This window comes from Paenibacillus sp. M2 (genome assembly GCF_046713495.1).
Lineage (GTDB): Bacteria > Bacillota > Bacilli > Paenibacillales > Paenibacillaceae > Paenibacillus > Paenibacillus amylolyticus_B.
In genome coordinates, this window is record NZ_CP169648.1 from 3,870,936 (window position 1) to 3,886,460 (window position 15,525).

The following is a 15,525-nucleotide window of genomic DNA, read 5'->3' on the forward strand; positions in this document are numbered from 1 at the left end:
TGAAGGCAGGTGGTGAATATGAAGGCAGGCGCAGAGGAAGTCTGTGATCATTTACAGCAGCTCAAGCAGCAATTTGCGAATCCGGATGCAACGTATCGTCCGCAGCCTTTCTGGTTTCTGAATCATGCGCTGGAGAAGACCGAACTGGAGAGTCAGATTCAATCCATGTATGAAGCGGGTGTTGGCGGTGTGGTTCTGCATGCCCGGCACGGAATGCTAATCCCATATCTCTCGCCGGAATTTATGGATGTGCTGGAGTTTTGCACAGCAGAATGCAAGAAACGGAATATGGTCGTCTGGCTGTACGATGAGGAGAATTGGCCGAGCGGAACCTTGGGCGGCAGACTGACACGGGAACAACCGGAATATCGCATGCGTTATTTGAGAATAGAGGAAAAGCGATATGTACGAGATGTGCCGCAGGAAAGCTTGAAGCTGGATTTTGCCTCCCATGATCACAATGAGCTGATCGCCATCCTGGCCTATCGCGCGGTTAACCTCGATGGAGAGTGGTTGCTTCATGATGAACCGGAAAATATCACACATTGTTGGGGAGAAGAGTGGAGTCCGGGTCACGCCCATGATTCTTATATTGTTCTCGCTTGCTGGTCATGTGAGATTGCCGAGGGAATCACCTTCGCTAAAGGGTATTACCTGGATACATTGAATCCGGAAGCGGTTCAGTCTTTCATTCGGATGTCTTATGAACCGTTTCTGGCATTAAAGCCCTATTACGGATCAACCATTCAAGGGGTGTTTACTGACGAGCCGGGTCTTATGATTCACGATGGCTTCTTCGGGGTGGAGGCCATCCGAACCGCCGTTCATGATGTGGAGGCTACTTTGCCGGGGCTCGTCTTCGCTTGGACTGAGGGGATGGTCGAACGATATCAGCAAGAGAACGGGTATGATTTAATCCCGCGGTTGGGGGCATTGTTGTATCCCATGACAGACGGCAGCCGATCCACAAGGCAGCAATATTATGATACGATCACCCGTTGGTATGTGGAGGGATATCATGCCGCGATTCGTTCATGGTGTGAACAATCCGGTCTGCTCTATATCGGTCATACGCTGGAGGAGCCTGTCTGGGGGCAGGCTCGATCTCAAGGCAATCAAACCCGGGTATTGCAGCAATTCCACTATGCAGGCGTGGATTATCTCACTCCCGGCATCGGGTCAAAGGCGAATCCGCATCGCATTGTGTCCGTCAAGACGGCGGCTTCTGTCGCGCAGCTGAACAGGAAGGAACGGGTGATCTGTGAAGCCTTTGGTGCAAGTGGTCATGGTTATTCCATGCGCCAGCGGCGACTTGATGCCAATTTTATGGCCTTTTTGGGAGTTAATCTGTTTATTCCGCATGCATTCTATTATTCGTTTGCCGGGTATCGGAAGACCGACTTTCCACCGACTGAATTCAAACATGCACCCCATTGGCTGCATTATCGTGCTTTTGCCGATTATATAGGGCGATTGAGTCTGCTTGGAGCAAAAGGAAAACGAACGCCGGAAGTTCTGCTGTTATCGCCTATCCATACGGTATATGAAACCATGTTCACATCAGGCGAAGCGGATATGCATCCTTCATCAGATGTGCTGTTCTCGCTTTTGTCAGATCGCTTGCTGCGATCATCTATCGACTACGACTATGTGGATGAATGCCAGCTTCGCGAAGCGCTCCTTGTTGAAGGAGAGGGTTTGCAATTTGATGGCCATGGCCATGGATATTCGATCCTCGTTATGCCGGAAATAGAGGTGCTGTCAAGGGATGTTGCAGCCAGGCTTGTATCCTTTGTTAACCAAGGCGGCACGTTAATTGCGATAGGTACGATTCCGCAGCATAGTGAATCTTTGCGGCATGATCCGGTGTTGTTGAAGGATATCCAGCAGCTGTTTGGTTCCGATCCGCCGCACGGAAAATTAAGTGCTGTTGGCAAGGGTCACAGCCTCTTTTATTCCATGGATGACGCTGTTCATCAAGGCGGTCAGAATCAGCGTCTGGATCAACTCGAAGCGTTTTGTATTCAATTAGGGGAGTTGATCAGGGAACCACCGGTAATACGATGGGATTGGATTGAAGGTCAGTCTGACGATTTGATTAGCGTCGAACGCAGAATTGGAAATCTGGTGTATGTATGGTTGATGAATTGGTCAGAGCACTCCGTGACCATTAAGCTCATTTGCGATGAAAAGAAAGGTCACTTGGAAGAGTGGGAGTTGGAGAATGGAAGAGTATGCAGCATTGACGCTGAATCGTTCCTTTCGTTCGTACCCGGAGAGCTGTGTGTGCTGTCGGTAAGCCCTCAAGAGAGCTCCTCTTTTCCGCAAGAACGTACGGATCATGCGGAGTATACAGAGCAAGCGTGCCTGGGAGATAAATCTTTTTCCACGAATGTGGTAGAAATCATTCTGGATGAGCAGTGGGGGTTCAGGACCGCAGGCCCCAACGTTCTTCTGCTAGATCGATGGCATGTCACGTTGAATGACCGACATTCCAGGATGAACGCGACCATGCCCGGGCAAGTAAATACGTTTCGCACGACGTTTGGCATGACGCCAAAATTGATTGAACGGCTTCAATCCCGGTGTGGTTCGGATCGTTCCGGTAAGGCGGGAGAAGAATCATGGGGCAGGATGGAATTGCTTCTGGATGATGTAGATCAGAACATTCCATCCCATATCGGATTTTTGCAGCGTAGGCGTAATCTGGAAATATTCGTCAATGGGGTACGTCAGGAAGCGTTAAGACGCTCTTCGTGGCAGGATGGTGATTATGACAGTGTAGATATCACTCCACATTTGTTGGTCGGCGAGAATGAGCTGGAAATTCTGACGGTTTCGTTATTGGAGCCGATGCCTGCTATTTCATTCCCAGCATTTCTGATTGGTCCGTTCGCGATAGAAAACGATACGACGTTAAATACCGATGTGGAACAATGGGGTGGATGTTGGAATACTGCTGGCTATCCTTATTATTCAGGTACGGGTGTCTACTCGCAGCAGGTGGATCTGTCTAACATAAACTTAGCTGCAGATGAGGAGCTATGGCTGGTAGCCGAAGATATAAGGGAGACAGCAAGCCTATATGTGAATGATATTGAAGCAGGTATTCGTTTATGGCCGCCTTACCAATGGAACATAACGCCATATATTCAAGAAGGATTGAATGAAATGAACTTACATGCCGCAAATACACTGGAGAATTTGTATGGAAAATCAGCGCTGACATCAGGAATTAATGGACAGATGAGGTTGATCCGACGAACGCGAAGAACATCACAGACGCAACATCACAACAAATCATAAAAAACATTAAAAATGCGTGTTCAAAAAGTCAGTTTTTCAGCACCGAGAAGGTTGGATGAAGCTAGGGACAGAGTAGCGGAGCTACACGTTTTTGGAGAAAACGGCTTCGGAAGCATGTGCTTGAGAACCTACGTGAGCAACGGAAGGCCCGGCTGAATTCAAGATTCGATGTCGAATCCGCTTCTCGAGTTACCTCGTGATCAAAATTTGACTTTTTGAATTACCTCTAAAAGGAGATATGAACTTTATGATTCGTAAATTAACCTTTTTGTGTGTTGCCCTGGTCTGTACAACCGTGTTATCGGCTAGTGCATTTGCTGCCACAGATGAGTTGAAGCATACCAACTCTTTGAAGTGGCCGCAAAATCAAGCGCTTCCAACTTTCAATAAAGTAGAACGTTTGGATGTGGCGAATGTATATGAGGAATCTGGCGATATCAAATTGCTTTTGACGACGCTTGAAGGGGTAATCAATCGAGAAAAGCCGCGAATCTACATTCAACAGAATAAAGCAGACCCTTGGCTGCAGGACTTGAACGTCCCTTATAAGCAGCATGACAACGTAATGGATGTTCTCAAGAAATATGCGAAAGAGATCAAAGGCATTATCGTATATGATCCGCAGCTGCCGGACTCCATTAATGTGGCAACGACACTTGCCGGACTCAAAAATGCTCTTGTTGCCAGTCCTGAACTGGCTCAACAATTGACTGCTGCACCGTATCATCTGTCGGTAATCGAAGACTTGCAGGACAAGTTCAAGAATCGTATGGATGCATACAACTGGCAGTATGAGCATCTCTGGAGCCAGACCACTCAACGAATGTTGGTCGGATTGAGTCCAGACACCTCCATCCCGATTCCGTCCGGAAATTTTGATTCATTCCAAACGGTTGGAGTCGAGAAGGAACAGATTCGTGATGCAAGCAACAGGAAGACCTATGACTATGACTTGTCATCCTATTTGGGAAAAGAAGCGGTCTACCTACGCTTTAATGATGCCTTTCCTCAGGATGGCTGGGGGCCTGCCGTTCATCAAGTGACGGTGAAAGCAGATGGACAGATTATTGCGGATTTCAAAACGGGTTCTTCTGAGGAAGAAGCATTTCTCTATGACCGACATAACTCCAAATTTTTGCCTGGAAGCGATCACCGCTTCGCAGATAACGGAAACTACTTTGTATACGAATTTAAGCCTGCAGCGGACACAAAGCAACTAACCGTGACGATCGAGATGTGGAACCAATACAAGGTATCTGCGAGCAATGTTCAACCACTCTCGTCAGAAGAAAAGGAACCTTATGGCTATCTCCGCGATTATGCTGTAGCGAACAAAGCCATGGTGTTCTGGTTGTCTACCAGTGTGCCAGAGGAAAAGGCGCTATTTGAGAAGATTCTGTCCGATGTAAAACCAGGGACACCTTATCTGGGTTGGTTCGACAATGATTTTGAAGGCGAAGTTGCTGGCATAGAACTCACATCTCGTCATGGTGTCTATGTTGTTCCTTCCGACTGGTTCCATAACATGACCGTATTTTCAGGAACAAACGTAAAACAACAGCCTGCTCCCAAACCGGTAAAACCCAAGCTGGAGAACAAAATCTATGTAACCTATACCTTTGGCGAAGGTGACAACCTGCAATACGATCAGAATCATATGCGCAACCTGTGGGCTGATCCCGCTCGGGGTAAAGTGCCTATCAACTGGACTTCCAGTCCGTTACTCTACGATGCAGCGCCTGCCATTCTAAACTATTACCGTTCAACGGCGACGCCAAATGATCAGCTAGTTGCAGGCCCATCCGGAGTGGGTTACTTCAATCCAAATGTCTGGCCAACAGACACATTCCCGGAGTATCTGAAACAAACCTTCTCTTATCTGAAGAAAACAAACATGTCGTACCCTTTTGTACTCAATCGTGAACTTGGAAAAGACGTTCCGCTGAGTGATTCGATTGCAGCTGCGTATGAGAAGAACTATAAACTTCCAGGCCTGTTCCTCGCAGGCGAGGACAAAGCCAATGTTCAAATCATGAATGACAGCTTTCCGGTTTCCATTCTGCGAGGCATCTCAACGGTGCAGGATGGTAAAGATATTTTGAATCGTACCAAGACCGAATGGGATGGCAAATCTCCAACGTTTATTTCGGTTGGGATTAATGCATGGAGCATGACCCCATCAGATGTGCTGGAGATTACGGAATCTCTTGGTGCCGAGTTTCAGGTGGTTAAGGCAGACGAATATTTCTCGCTGATCCGAAAAGCGTACGGCTTGTCCAAGTAAGATGTCAAAGTGAGCTTAAGGACCTTTGGGCCGTCTTCAAAGCAATCGGAAGCTCGAATCTCGCAAAGCGATTTATAGATATTTAAATATCATTCGGCCAATAAAAGACCTGCCGGATCCTTGCGGATCAGGCGGGTCTTTAGCTTGTTAATACGTTTATTATGGTAGAAAAAGGTAATTATACAATTGAAACTACATAAAGAGCAGTCGGCCGCTAGGTGGTGGTCGGAATAGACTGTTACCTTAGGGTGGGCGGTCTATTTCTTTTCATGTAAGCAAGAAGCACCAAAATAAAAATGCCGAAAAGGAATATTAATGAAAGTGTGTCTTTGCCTCAATGCTTGGGTTTATGGTTATTTCTTGATTGGACTTGCTTTTTTACCCATAATGTAAATTCCAATCCAGCCTAGCAATAATAAGATCTGAGCCAGAACGACCAGCCACAACACTTCCGTGTAACCACCTATAATGCAAAATATAGTATTGACTAGGGGGAACCCCACGAAAGTAAACATGATAGGAAAATCTTTTTTGGGAGTGATTGAATAATTAACCTTCCGGTCCCAAAACTTTATAAAAGCTAATGCTAAAATTCCGATTGTAATTACAGAAAGTGTAATCAACATCACCCATTGCATATTAGAGGTTCTTTCGAAGAACGGCCCCATATAATTAAGGAAGTTAGATAAAGGTGAGAACATACAAGCTAATGACAGAATGGCCGCCAGAAACGGATAGATATAACCAATTGATTTACTGTAGCCTTTCTTTTTATGCCACCATTCACCAATTAGAATAAAGATGGTCCAATATCCCGCTATATAAATCCATCCTGTAAAATTCATCACAGGTTCCCCATAGATTTGAGGCTCACCGGCTAGCGGATAATAAGTCCATCTTGCCATAAGTCCATCTGTAGTCTGAAATATCTGTTTAACAGCCACCGGGTCCAATGAAAAGTCAAAAACCATAGCGCTCAATCCCGTAATAAATGGTTTAGTCCAGGACGGTATATTTACAGACTTTAGAACACGCAAAGTTGAATAAATGATCAGAAACTCAATAATAGGGACAGTAATCGGTATATTAAATAACATTAAAATACTCCGCCCATAGGCGTAAAAACCTTCCCCAAGCGATGAAGCAGTAATTTCAAAAACGGCTGCGTAAAAAAACACAAAACCTATAAACTGCAGTAGAACCGTTTTGGGATGTGTTTCCTTATCAAGGATATAGAAAACCATTAGAACAGCAGCAATTAAGACTATAATATCTTGAATTATCCATACAGGTACTACAGTTATATCACCCATATTTTACCTCCATTTAAGTTTAAAAATAGAATTGAACGTTCAAATAAATTATAATTTCACTGTGTTACTTAAACAACAGGCTGTTCGATTGAGATATGTTAGTTATCATACAAACCACCTTAGATTTGTTCATTATTTTAAATTGGGAGGATATTATGGCAGCCAAAAAAACAGATCACAGAGTGAGATATACAAAAATGGTTATCAAAGAAAGCCTGTTGAAGCTTTTGACAGAACGGTCTATCAATAAAGTTACAGTGACCGAAATTTGCAGAGAAGCAGGGATTAATCGCAACACCTTTTATACACACTATGCTAATCAGTTTGAGCTTCTTTCAACGATTGAAAATGATCTTTACGAAGACATTAAGCAAGTTGGGATGAGTTCTTCAAATCCTCAAACGCTATCTTATGAATTATGTAAGTATATAAAAGCGAATAAAACGATATGTGAGGTTCTGTTCTCAGAGCATGGCGATAAAGAATTATTAGAACGAATCCTTTATATCAGTCACGATTTAACTATTGAACGATGGAAGACGGAATTAAAATATTTTGATCCACAATTATTTGAGTCCTGGTATACGTTCACCGCTCATGGCAGTATAGCTATTATTAAAAAGTGGGTGAGTAGTGGTCTGAAGGAAAGCCCCAGTAAAATTGCAGCTTTTATTGATAAAGCTACGGAATCCGTATCTAAAGCTTTTTATTCTGAAGAATTGTAGGATTTCCCCGCTTCTCACCAAAAAGCCCGGCAGCTTCTAATCAGTATGAGTGTTGAAACTCACGCCGGCAAGGTGTGCGGTATTGTATTCGTAGGTCATATCAAAGGAATTATCCCTATCGACGAAACTGAGTTTGAAAACGGGGCACGATTGAGAGATGCTGTCGGTACGACAATCTGTTATAAAGTTCTTCAACTTGACCGTAACTCAGCAATTTTTGGTGCATCAAGCAAACAAGCTATTAACCATCTTCAAGGACTGACTTGGGATCAGCTTCGAGAGAATATGGTCATTGAAGCTAAATATAGTTCATGGGACCATTGGTTTCATCCTGAATTGCATTGGTGTTCGAAGTGTATGGAGGGGGGAACATTCTTGACTGCATCAGTTTAAACTTCTGGATGAATGCGCATTTCATGATCTAAATTGAATAATACTTGCCCTAACTGTAGATCAACAATACCTTTCTTGTTGTCGAATAAACAGTTAGAACATGCATTTCAGTGCAAGTGTGGATATGCCTGGAGCTTAGAAAATTGAATGAAACGATTGAATTCCCTGAAATTTGTCCCTATGCATATGCTTTTGTTTTTTGGAAAAAACCTCTGTTAAAGGAGAAGCATTTCTACGGCTTTAATTCGTTAAGAACAAGCTCATTTAGCACCACTTCTAATCAGGGAGCTTCTGGATCAGGTCGTTAAATATCAAATGAAAGTCAGTAGAAGTATTGATATGGGGGCTTTCCTGGATTCTTGAAAAACTGATCTTGCAGTTTTGTGAGAATTTCTTCTGTGTATGGATGAAGACCGCAGGGAAGAAAAGCAAAGAAATTAGCGTACCTTCTTGGAAGGAAATTGAGAATATGAGGGATCACTCGTTTCCAGTTGTTGCTTTCAAAAATAATTTTGATGAGAGAAGCTCATCGAGCAGCATTGAATATTATCATTTACAAAACAGAGAACCGTTGTTGACTAACAAATGCAATTGCCCGAATCAACATGAAACCGCTAAACAAGATATTCAATCAATGATATCGTATATACCACAAAAAGTTGCCATGCTGAACATTAGTAATCCATGTGATGATTATAAGATTCTCCAAAATGCGCAGGCCAACCAAGTGTGGAGGGACAAGTCTGGTGCTCATGAATACACCCCAGGGCATGGCCGAATTCATGCATGACGGTTCTTTCGAACTCCGATTCCTCGGTATCCTGGTCAAACCAGCCGAAATTCATGGTTGCCCCCATATTGAACAGCAGCGTATCCGTCCCTACGGCCGAGTAGGCTTTCCCTTTGTCGCGAAAGATAATCTATATTATGAACCAAGGATCACCCGGTACCCGGATTAATTTTTGGGAAATCGGCAAATGCGCTGCAGTGGCTTAACACGTTAACAAAAAAAGCTGCTCAAGTCTTAGGTCTATCTGGCGAGCCTAATATGTACACCAGCCTGCATGGTAATATCGGTAATGACTCTGGGAAAGCATCAAGACTCTCAACATTTAAATCTTATATTAATACCTACGAAAGATATGTAGTTGATGGCTTGGAATATAATAATAAAATGGAAGCACAAAGCTGGGGCGGAGCAATTGCATCTATGGTATTATTTTACCTCACATATTCCGGCCCTGCTGGATGGGTAACCATGGTTTTAAACTCTTCTAATGCATTAACTATACTAATTGGAATTACCTCATCAGCTTATGAAACCGCTTCTAGACTTACAATAACTAAAAATACAGCTCAATACCAACAATATGCTATTGATCAGGTTTATGTTCAACGATGCTAATTACGGTATAAACTACAAACCGGGCTTCTAATTTTAAAAAAAAGGGGGTGAGATCATTTTTCAAAGAATAGGATACGCTGTCCCCCTATTAATTATTATTATAGCAGACATCGGGTTACTCATATTTATCCTTAGAAATGGTAATGGATTATCCGAAAGCGGAATCTTTGGTATGATACTGTTCGTGTTTTGTTTATTGACTGTGCTTATTATAATCTCAATATACCGTTACTATACTTGGATTAGAGACAAAAAATTATAATAAATGTAGTAAAGACCGCCTTGGAGAATACCAGGCGGTCTTTACTACTTAACTTCACTCAAACAACAAACCCAACGGACATTGGCGAACGCAGTATGCCTTTCTTAGTCAAGTTCCGGTTTTGACCTTCGTCCGAATCTGCGGCTTAAGCTGATGTAAAGAGTGAGTGTTATCTAAGAAGATAAGAGCATATGAATACATTACATTAATAGATATCAATTACGCCAACAGGAAACGATAGCTCAAATATACAAAGAAAGCAGTTGATCCCTATGATCGGCTGCTTTTTAGTCAACTACTTGAATGTGATGGAGGGGTAATTTATAAGAATAAAAAATACTTTCATCTGATAAATACCTCTAGCTATGCGTATTTTATAATTGTTCTCCCTAAATGGTTTCCGTGTTTTATAGCTTCAATCGTTTGAGATAGTTCTTCAAGTGTAATTTCTCTCACGAGAGTACTTTGACAGATATTCCATTCATTTGCTAATTTACCCCATATATATCCGCGGTTTTCAATAGGTACATTTACAGAATCAATGCCCAAGAGGCTGATTCCTCTAAGTATAAACGGCAGTACGGTCGAGGTTAGTTTTATGCCGCCTGCATTCCCACACATACTCATACTACCACCATAAAAAATTTGGGGAATTAATATGGAAGCAATATCTCCACCTACAGTATCTAAAACAAAGTCAAACTTTTGCTTATTTAGTGGCTTAATTTGCTCACCTAATGTTTCTGCGTAAACGACATCTGTAGCACCTAAAGATCTTGCCACCTCTAATTGATGTTCTTTTCTAATTAAGGCAGAAATATTTTTGTAACCGATTTTAGATAAAATTTGTAAAGCAATACTACCTACTCCACCAGTTGCACCGGTGACTAGGATTTTAGGATTTTTATTTATGTCCATACCGTTTTTCTCTAAAGCCATTATAGAAAGAGCAGCCGTAAACCCTGCGGTTCCAAAAATCATAGCCTCTTTGGGGGAGAAGTTCTCTGGCATAGGAACAATCCAAGCTGCAGGGACCCTTGCATATTCCGCAAATCCTCCTGTATGACTCATACCAACAGCAAACCCTGTAACAATGACTTCCTGTCCCACATGGTAACGACTATCTGCTGTGTGAACAATCGTTCCACTCAAATCAATTCCTGGAATCATAGGGTAATCTCTTATAACACCACCATTTTTTTGGACAGCCAACATATCCTTAAAGTTTATTGAAGAGTAAGATACCTTAATTAAAATCTCCCCATAGGAGAGACTATCCAAATTAACAATTTCCAAACTGTAACTTACTTGACCGTTATCTTCATTTACGACGATTGCCTTGAAGTTATCCATAAAATCCCCCTTAGTTCTGTAATAGAATATTTCTGTAACAGAAATGTTTTATAACAAAATCTAACATGGTATAATAGGTATTGTCAAGATGGGGGAGAGTGGGACAGAGACTATGGAACTAAATGATTGCATGAACTTTCTATTAAGTGTTAGTCAGAACAAAGTTTTTAAATATTTCAGCAAGCTTATAGAAGAATATGGAATAACACCGTCTCAATATGGCGTGTTAAATGTTTTATGGAGAGAAGGGCAATTAACCCCAAAACAAATTGGAGAAATGTTATTTTTAGAAGCTTCAACTGTCTCGGGGGTATTGGATAAAATGCACAAGGCAGAATTAATCGAACGTTCTGCAGATCCAAAAAATCGTAGAAATGTCTTCGTGATAGCCACTCAAAAATCTTTAGAAATCAGAAATGGTGTTGAAGCAGCAACTATTAAGTTGAATCAAAAGGTGCTTCTAAACATGACTGATAATGATAAATTAGCACTAAAAAATGCATTAAATACAATAATAATGACTGAATTTTAATTTTGCTGTTCAACGAGTTGTATCAATTATTGTCGCGGGACAAGAACATTGTTCCATTCAAAGTCGCTATTATAGCGGCTTTTTTGTTTTATGGAACCAAGTTCTTGTCCCATGCTGAGGACAAGAACTTGGTTCCTTTGCCGAAAAGGACAAGAACATTGTGTCATTGCTGATTTAATGTTCATCTAAAGAGATACACGCTCTAAATAGGGTGGTACTTGCAGTGAATCAATTCGTTTCAAGATGAGACAAACAGAGGTTCACCATTAGAGTCAAATATATTTATTAAAAATAGAATAAACATGATTGAAAATGAAAAAAGCTCAAGTTTATAAAGAATTCCGCTTTTCTATACGAATTTTGGAGGAAAATTATGCTTGAAATAACAGGTGATGAAATCGCTCAACTTAACGATACTGACTTGCGATCCTTAGTTGGTCTCCTTTGTGAAGCGGAGCTGGCGTCTGAACAAGTTCCGACAGCAGGTGTAACCTGGGGAGGGGATCAAAATGCTAAAGATGGTTTTGTTCTTAGGGCAAATACAGCATTTCAAGTTAAGAAACCCGATATGCCTTGTAGGGACATTATAGAAGAAATACGACCAAAAGGGGTACCGAGAGAAGTTTATAAAGAACTTAGCGGATAATAACGGTTCAACCCCTTAATATTGGACACTAGCTAGCTTTTTCTCAGATTGACGCATCATAACGCAATGGATTTGGGCGCTATGGTTCCTTCGTCCACCAGACGTAAGGGTGACGTACAATAGTTTGTGTACCATGATTTGGAGTCTATCCAAAACATAAAAAAGTAGGGTATCCTCGGGATTGCTGAATCACCAGAGAAGGAGCCCTACTCAATGACTACTATACCCGAAAATAGCTTTAACAATCTACTTGAAAATACTGTTACTCAACTGCTTCAGGAAAAACTGGAGCTGATCATGCGCGAAGAAATCAAACACTTCCTGAAGACAGAACAGCCACAGACGCGCAATAGTCGAAACGGACATTACTCCAGAAGCTTTCAAACGCAACATGGCACCATCCCGGCACTACGAGTCCCACGGGATCGTAAAGGCTTGTTCCGAACCCGTCTATTTGAGCCGTACCAGCGGCGTGAGGGATGGCTGGAGGAAGCCGATCATTCACATGTACAAAGGCGGTATGAGTACACGTGAGGTTGCGAGGTTTATCGAGTCCATGTTTGGCACGCACTACTCTCCAACCATGATTAGCAACATCACTCAAACCGTCATGGAGGATATTGAAACGTGGCAGAACCGCCCTCTGGAGAAGCGGTATTCCGTCATTTATCTGGATGGGCTTTATGTCAAACTGAAGCGCAACTCAGTGAGCAGTGAGGCCGTGTATGTCGTGATGGGCATAGATGAAAAGGGCATTCGCCAGATTCTTGGCTTCTATGTCGGGGGGCACGAAAGCTCCAATGGCTGGCGTGAAGTGCTCAAAGACCTCCAGAAACGCGGCGCAACTGATGTACTTCTAGGTGCATTCGACGGTCTGCCGGGTCTGGAAGAGGCCTTTCGCGAAATCTATCCGAAGGCGGATGTCCAGCACTGCATCGTTCACAAGGTTCGTGCGACCTTCCCTAAAATTCGTGTTGCGGATAAAACAGAATTTTTGGATGATCTCAAGCAGGTCTATACCGCGGTGGATGGGGATGTAGCACGCGCCATCTTTGACGGGTTTAAGGACAAATGGCGTAAGCAATATTCAAAGGAAGTGAAGTCATGGGAAGAGCAACTGTCTACGCTGCTCACATTCTACAACTACCCTGTGCTCACTCGGCCCGCCATCTACTCGACGAATCCGATCGAACGAATGAACAAAGAACTCCGGAAACGTCTCAAACCGATGAACAGCTTGACTCACATTGGAGCGGCTGAAAAAATCATCTATTTGCAAGCCACAGATTACAACGAGAGATGGTGTGGCAGAGCCATTCGTGGATTTGTTGATCCCGATACCAAAGCTGCATTCGAATCGATGTACCGAGAACGTTACGGGAGCAGGCCAAACCAGGAGTAAGAGTCGTGGCCTACCCTTATTTAGCTATGCTCACAATCTATACAACAACCTATATCCCATTCAACATTCCGCTGGATAATCTTACTACACAAAATACTTGACGCTACCGGAGTGAACGAATGTTAACTAAAAAGTACCTGCTAAAACAATGGCTGGTTTGACCAGGTTAACCATCAACGGTATATATTTCTTTTCCGTCAGGAAACATGAATCTAGATAAAGCAATTATTCTTAAAACAAATAGAACAATTAGCAGTCAAAGGTAGCTCTAAAGATACTAATTATATCTTATATATTGTTTCTGAAATAGAAGGCATCGTACCAGTGTGTGTTGGGCGAAGTAATAACCCTCTCAATCTCTGGAAAGTTCATTTAAAAGGCCTAGCTAGGGGACAAGGCTTGTATAAAGAGTGGTGTACTCTGCTACTTGATGATGCTGGTTTATTCAAATATAAAGTTGGCTTATTTATTGTCGCAGATTCCGTTTTATCTCATCCGCCAATTTGTGAGTTTATAACCGACGCTTATCCAAGTACTCTTTTAAATCTTGAAGGGAATAGACGATGATTCCATTTAATGAATGGCTTAAATCGTATTGTCACAGCAGAACAATTGTTCAGCAATGAACTGATATTATCGGTGAGAAAATAAGGACATCAGCTGTCAGCCGCCCCTGATTGAACAAATGCTATTCCTGTAACTTTTTTTCAGTGTCCACACGACACAAGTGGAGTGTTCTGGTATGATAAATACAATATATTCTAAATTAAGGGAGAAAGAGGAGAAGGAATGTCTATTACTTGTTACTTTCAAGGTTGTATAAAGCAGGGTGAAACTAGGGAACACATTCCACCTAAAGCATTTTTTCCAGAAGATCAACGAGAACAACTCTTAACTGTTAAATCATGTAAGAACTGAAAAATCCACTGATGATGAGTATATTCTTGCGCATATCTGCTTAAATTCTTCTCCTGTTAATAACTCAAAAGAGGTATTCCTTAGAAGTGTAATGCCTCAATTAGGCTACAATGAAGGTGCGTTTCGAAAGAAACTTATAGAGGGATCTATAAAACACAAAGATGGGACTGTAAGTTACAAGGTTGATGTTAGAAGGTTTGATGATTTTTTTACAGCACTGTCATGTGGAATTATTTATAAATCTTGTGGAAGTCTACCATCTAATTATTCAATTAACCACATATATCATAATTTGATAGATAACTACATGTCTAATGAAGAAAAAATGTTAACTGAGATGATATCTAGCTTTTATGAAGATATTGAAGAAGCTGATATTATGAAATTTGGACATCTCAAGACATTGAATTCTTCGATATATTCCGTTAAGATATATGGTCTTTCTTCTATTACAATTATCCATGAATTTTATGGCCAATTTCGCGTGACATCTATGCTCTCTCGGATATTCCCATGATTATCCTGATAGTTCAGCGGTCTCTTCGAGAGACAAATTAGATAGGGCTTAAACCATCATCCTATTGCGCTACTAAATAACATGAAGTAGGCGTAATTTATCACTTTAGACTTAATTCGTCTTGAAGTAAACAGTGAATTTTACCCTCTCATAATTTGATGCCACTATACACACCTCAGATATTGAGTCTTGCTCACTGTTGATTAAAGTGACCAATATTTGAGGTGTATTGACGGATAAGATTAAAGAGTGGGGAAGAGGGATAACTGAATGCAATCAAAAACTATTTGAGAAGCTATTGTCGTACAAAATAACGGCTCAAAACCAAAATTAGCGGTTGACGAATTGGATAAGCGCAGAACGGTATATTTAAATGGAAAAACATCTGAAGATCCTGCAATGTGCTAAGTTCTACCGACCAAAGATCAAAAGGATATGAAAGATGCCACCCACTATAGCGTCGAAATAA

Annotated in this window: 10 protein-coding genes and 2 pseudogenes; 9 read left to right on the forward strand and 3 right to left on the reverse strand. The window is 41.9% G+C overall.

Translation table 11 applies throughout. The annotated features are described in order from the left end of the window. Positions 1-18: 18 nt before the first annotated feature. Together ACETMN_RS17375 and ACETMN_RS17380 are read left to right on the forward strand one after the other, a co-directional pair. A complete protein-coding gene (locus ACETMN_RS17375; RefSeq protein WP_411734831.1) occupies positions 19-3,306 on the forward strand; it encodes a glycosyl hydrolase in 3,288 nt (1,095 codons plus the stop codon). 247 nt (positions 3,307-3,553) lie between these two features. Further along, complete coding sequence (locus ACETMN_RS17380; RefSeq protein ID WP_341073266.1) at positions 3,554-5,590, forward strand: GxGYxYP domain-containing protein; 2,037 nt, start codon at positions 3,554-3,556, stop codon at positions 5,588-5,590. Between the two features lie 238 nt (positions 5,591-5,828). Here ACETMN_RS17380 and ACETMN_RS17385 read toward each other — a convergent pair. Together ACETMN_RS17385 and ACETMN_RS17390 are read right to left on the reverse strand one after the other, a co-directional pair. Beyond that, a pseudogene (locus tag ACETMN_RS17385) lies at positions 5,829-5,918 on the reverse strand (putative holin-like toxin); the annotation flags it as partial. Between the two features lie 25 nt (positions 5,919-5,943). Continuing rightward, positions 5,944-6,903, reverse strand: coding sequence for a carotenoid biosynthesis protein (locus tag ACETMN_RS17390; RefSeq protein ID WP_091020045.1), 960 nt, complete (start codon positions 6,901-6,903; stop codon positions 5,944-5,946). Between the two features lie 155 nt (positions 6,904-7,058). Between ACETMN_RS17390 and ACETMN_RS17395 the strand changes: the two genes are divergently transcribed. From ACETMN_RS17395 to ACETMN_RS17410, 4 genes are all read left to right on the forward strand, one after another. Then, positions 7,059-7,628, forward strand: coding sequence for a TetR/AcrR family transcriptional regulator (locus ACETMN_RS17395; protein WP_218780914.1), 570 nt, complete (start codon positions 7,059-7,061; stop codon positions 7,626-7,628). 45 nt (positions 7,629-7,673) lie between these two features. Continuing rightward, positions 7,674-8,021 carry a hypothetical protein gene (locus ACETMN_RS17400; RefSeq protein WP_091020044.1) on the forward strand — a complete coding sequence of 116 codons (348 nt, stop codon included), beginning with the start codon at positions 7,674-7,676 and terminating at the stop codon, positions 8,019-8,021. 689 nt (positions 8,022-8,710) lie between these two features. Beyond that, positions 8,711-8,980, forward strand: a complete 270-nt coding sequence (locus ACETMN_RS17405) for a hypothetical protein (protein WP_341073268.1) — start codon at positions 8,711-8,713, stop codon at positions 8,978-8,980. 89 nt (positions 8,981-9,069) lie between these two features. Then, complete coding sequence (locus ACETMN_RS17410) at positions 9,070-9,426, forward strand: hypothetical protein (protein WP_143786582.1); 357 nt, start codon at positions 9,070-9,072, stop codon at positions 9,424-9,426. Positions 9,427-10,051: 625 nt separating this feature from the next. Here the strand turns inward: ACETMN_RS17410 and ACETMN_RS17415 are convergent. After that, a complete protein-coding gene (locus ACETMN_RS17415) occupies positions 10,052-11,041 on the reverse strand; it encodes a YhdH/YhfP family quinone oxidoreductase (protein WP_091020040.1) in 990 nt (329 codons plus the stop codon). Positions 11,042-11,153: 112 nt separating this feature from the next. Between ACETMN_RS17415 and ACETMN_RS17420 the strand changes: the two genes are divergently transcribed. The 3 genes and pseudogenes from ACETMN_RS17420 (at position 11,154) to ACETMN_RS17430 (ending at position 13,621) form a co-directional block, all read left to right on the forward strand. Continuing rightward, positions 11,154-11,573, forward strand: coding sequence for a MarR family winged helix-turn-helix transcriptional regulator (locus ACETMN_RS17420; RefSeq protein WP_091020038.1), 420 nt, complete (start codon positions 11,154-11,156; stop codon positions 11,571-11,573). Between the two features lie 373 nt (positions 11,574-11,946). Next, positions 11,947-12,219: a hypothetical protein gene (locus ACETMN_RS17425; RefSeq protein ID WP_091020035.1), complete on the forward strand. Its 273-nt coding sequence runs from the start codon at positions 11,947-11,949 to the stop codon at positions 12,217-12,219. Between the two features lie 213 nt (positions 12,220-12,432). Then, positions 12,433-13,621, forward strand: a pseudogene (locus ACETMN_RS17430) (IS256 family transposase). Positions 13,622-15,525: the final 1,904 nt, after the last annotated feature.

Excerpts from the sequence above, each read along its gene's own strand:
- ACETMN_RS17375 (WP_411734831.1), top strand. The coding sequence starts at position 19 with ATGAAGGCAGGCGCAGAGGAAGTCTGTGATCATTTACAGCAGCTCAAG.
- ACETMN_RS17380 (WP_341073266.1), top strand. The coding sequence starts at position 3,554 with ATGATTCGTAAATTAACCTTTTTGTGTGTTGCCCTGGTCTGTACAACC.
- ACETMN_RS17390 (WP_091020045.1), bottom strand. The coding sequence starts at position 6,903 with ATGGGTGATATAACTGTAGTACCTGTATGGATAATTCAAGATATTATA.
- ACETMN_RS17395 (WP_218780914.1), top strand. The coding sequence starts at position 7,059 with ATGGCAGCCAAAAAAACAGATCACAGAGTGAGATATACAAAAATGGTT.
- ACETMN_RS17400 (WP_091020044.1), top strand. The coding sequence starts at position 7,674 with ATGAGTGTTGAAACTCACGCCGGCAAGGTGTGCGGTATTGTATTCGTA.
- ACETMN_RS17405 (WP_341073268.1), top strand. The coding sequence starts at position 8,711 with ATGATTATAAGATTCTCCAAAATGCGCAGGCCAACCAAGTGTGGAGGG.
- ACETMN_RS17410 (WP_143786582.1), top strand. The coding sequence starts at position 9,070 with ATGTACACCAGCCTGCATGGTAATATCGGTAATGACTCTGGGAAAGCA.
- ACETMN_RS17415 (WP_091020040.1), bottom strand. The coding sequence starts at position 11,041 with ATGGATAACTTCAAGGCAATCGTCGTAAATGAAGATAACGGTCAAGTA.
- ACETMN_RS17420 (WP_091020038.1), top strand. The coding sequence starts at position 11,154 with ATGGAACTAAATGATTGCATGAACTTTCTATTAAGTGTTAGTCAGAAC.
- ACETMN_RS17425 (WP_091020035.1), top strand. The coding sequence starts at position 11,947 with ATGCTTGAAATAACAGGTGATGAAATCGCTCAACTTAACGATACTGAC.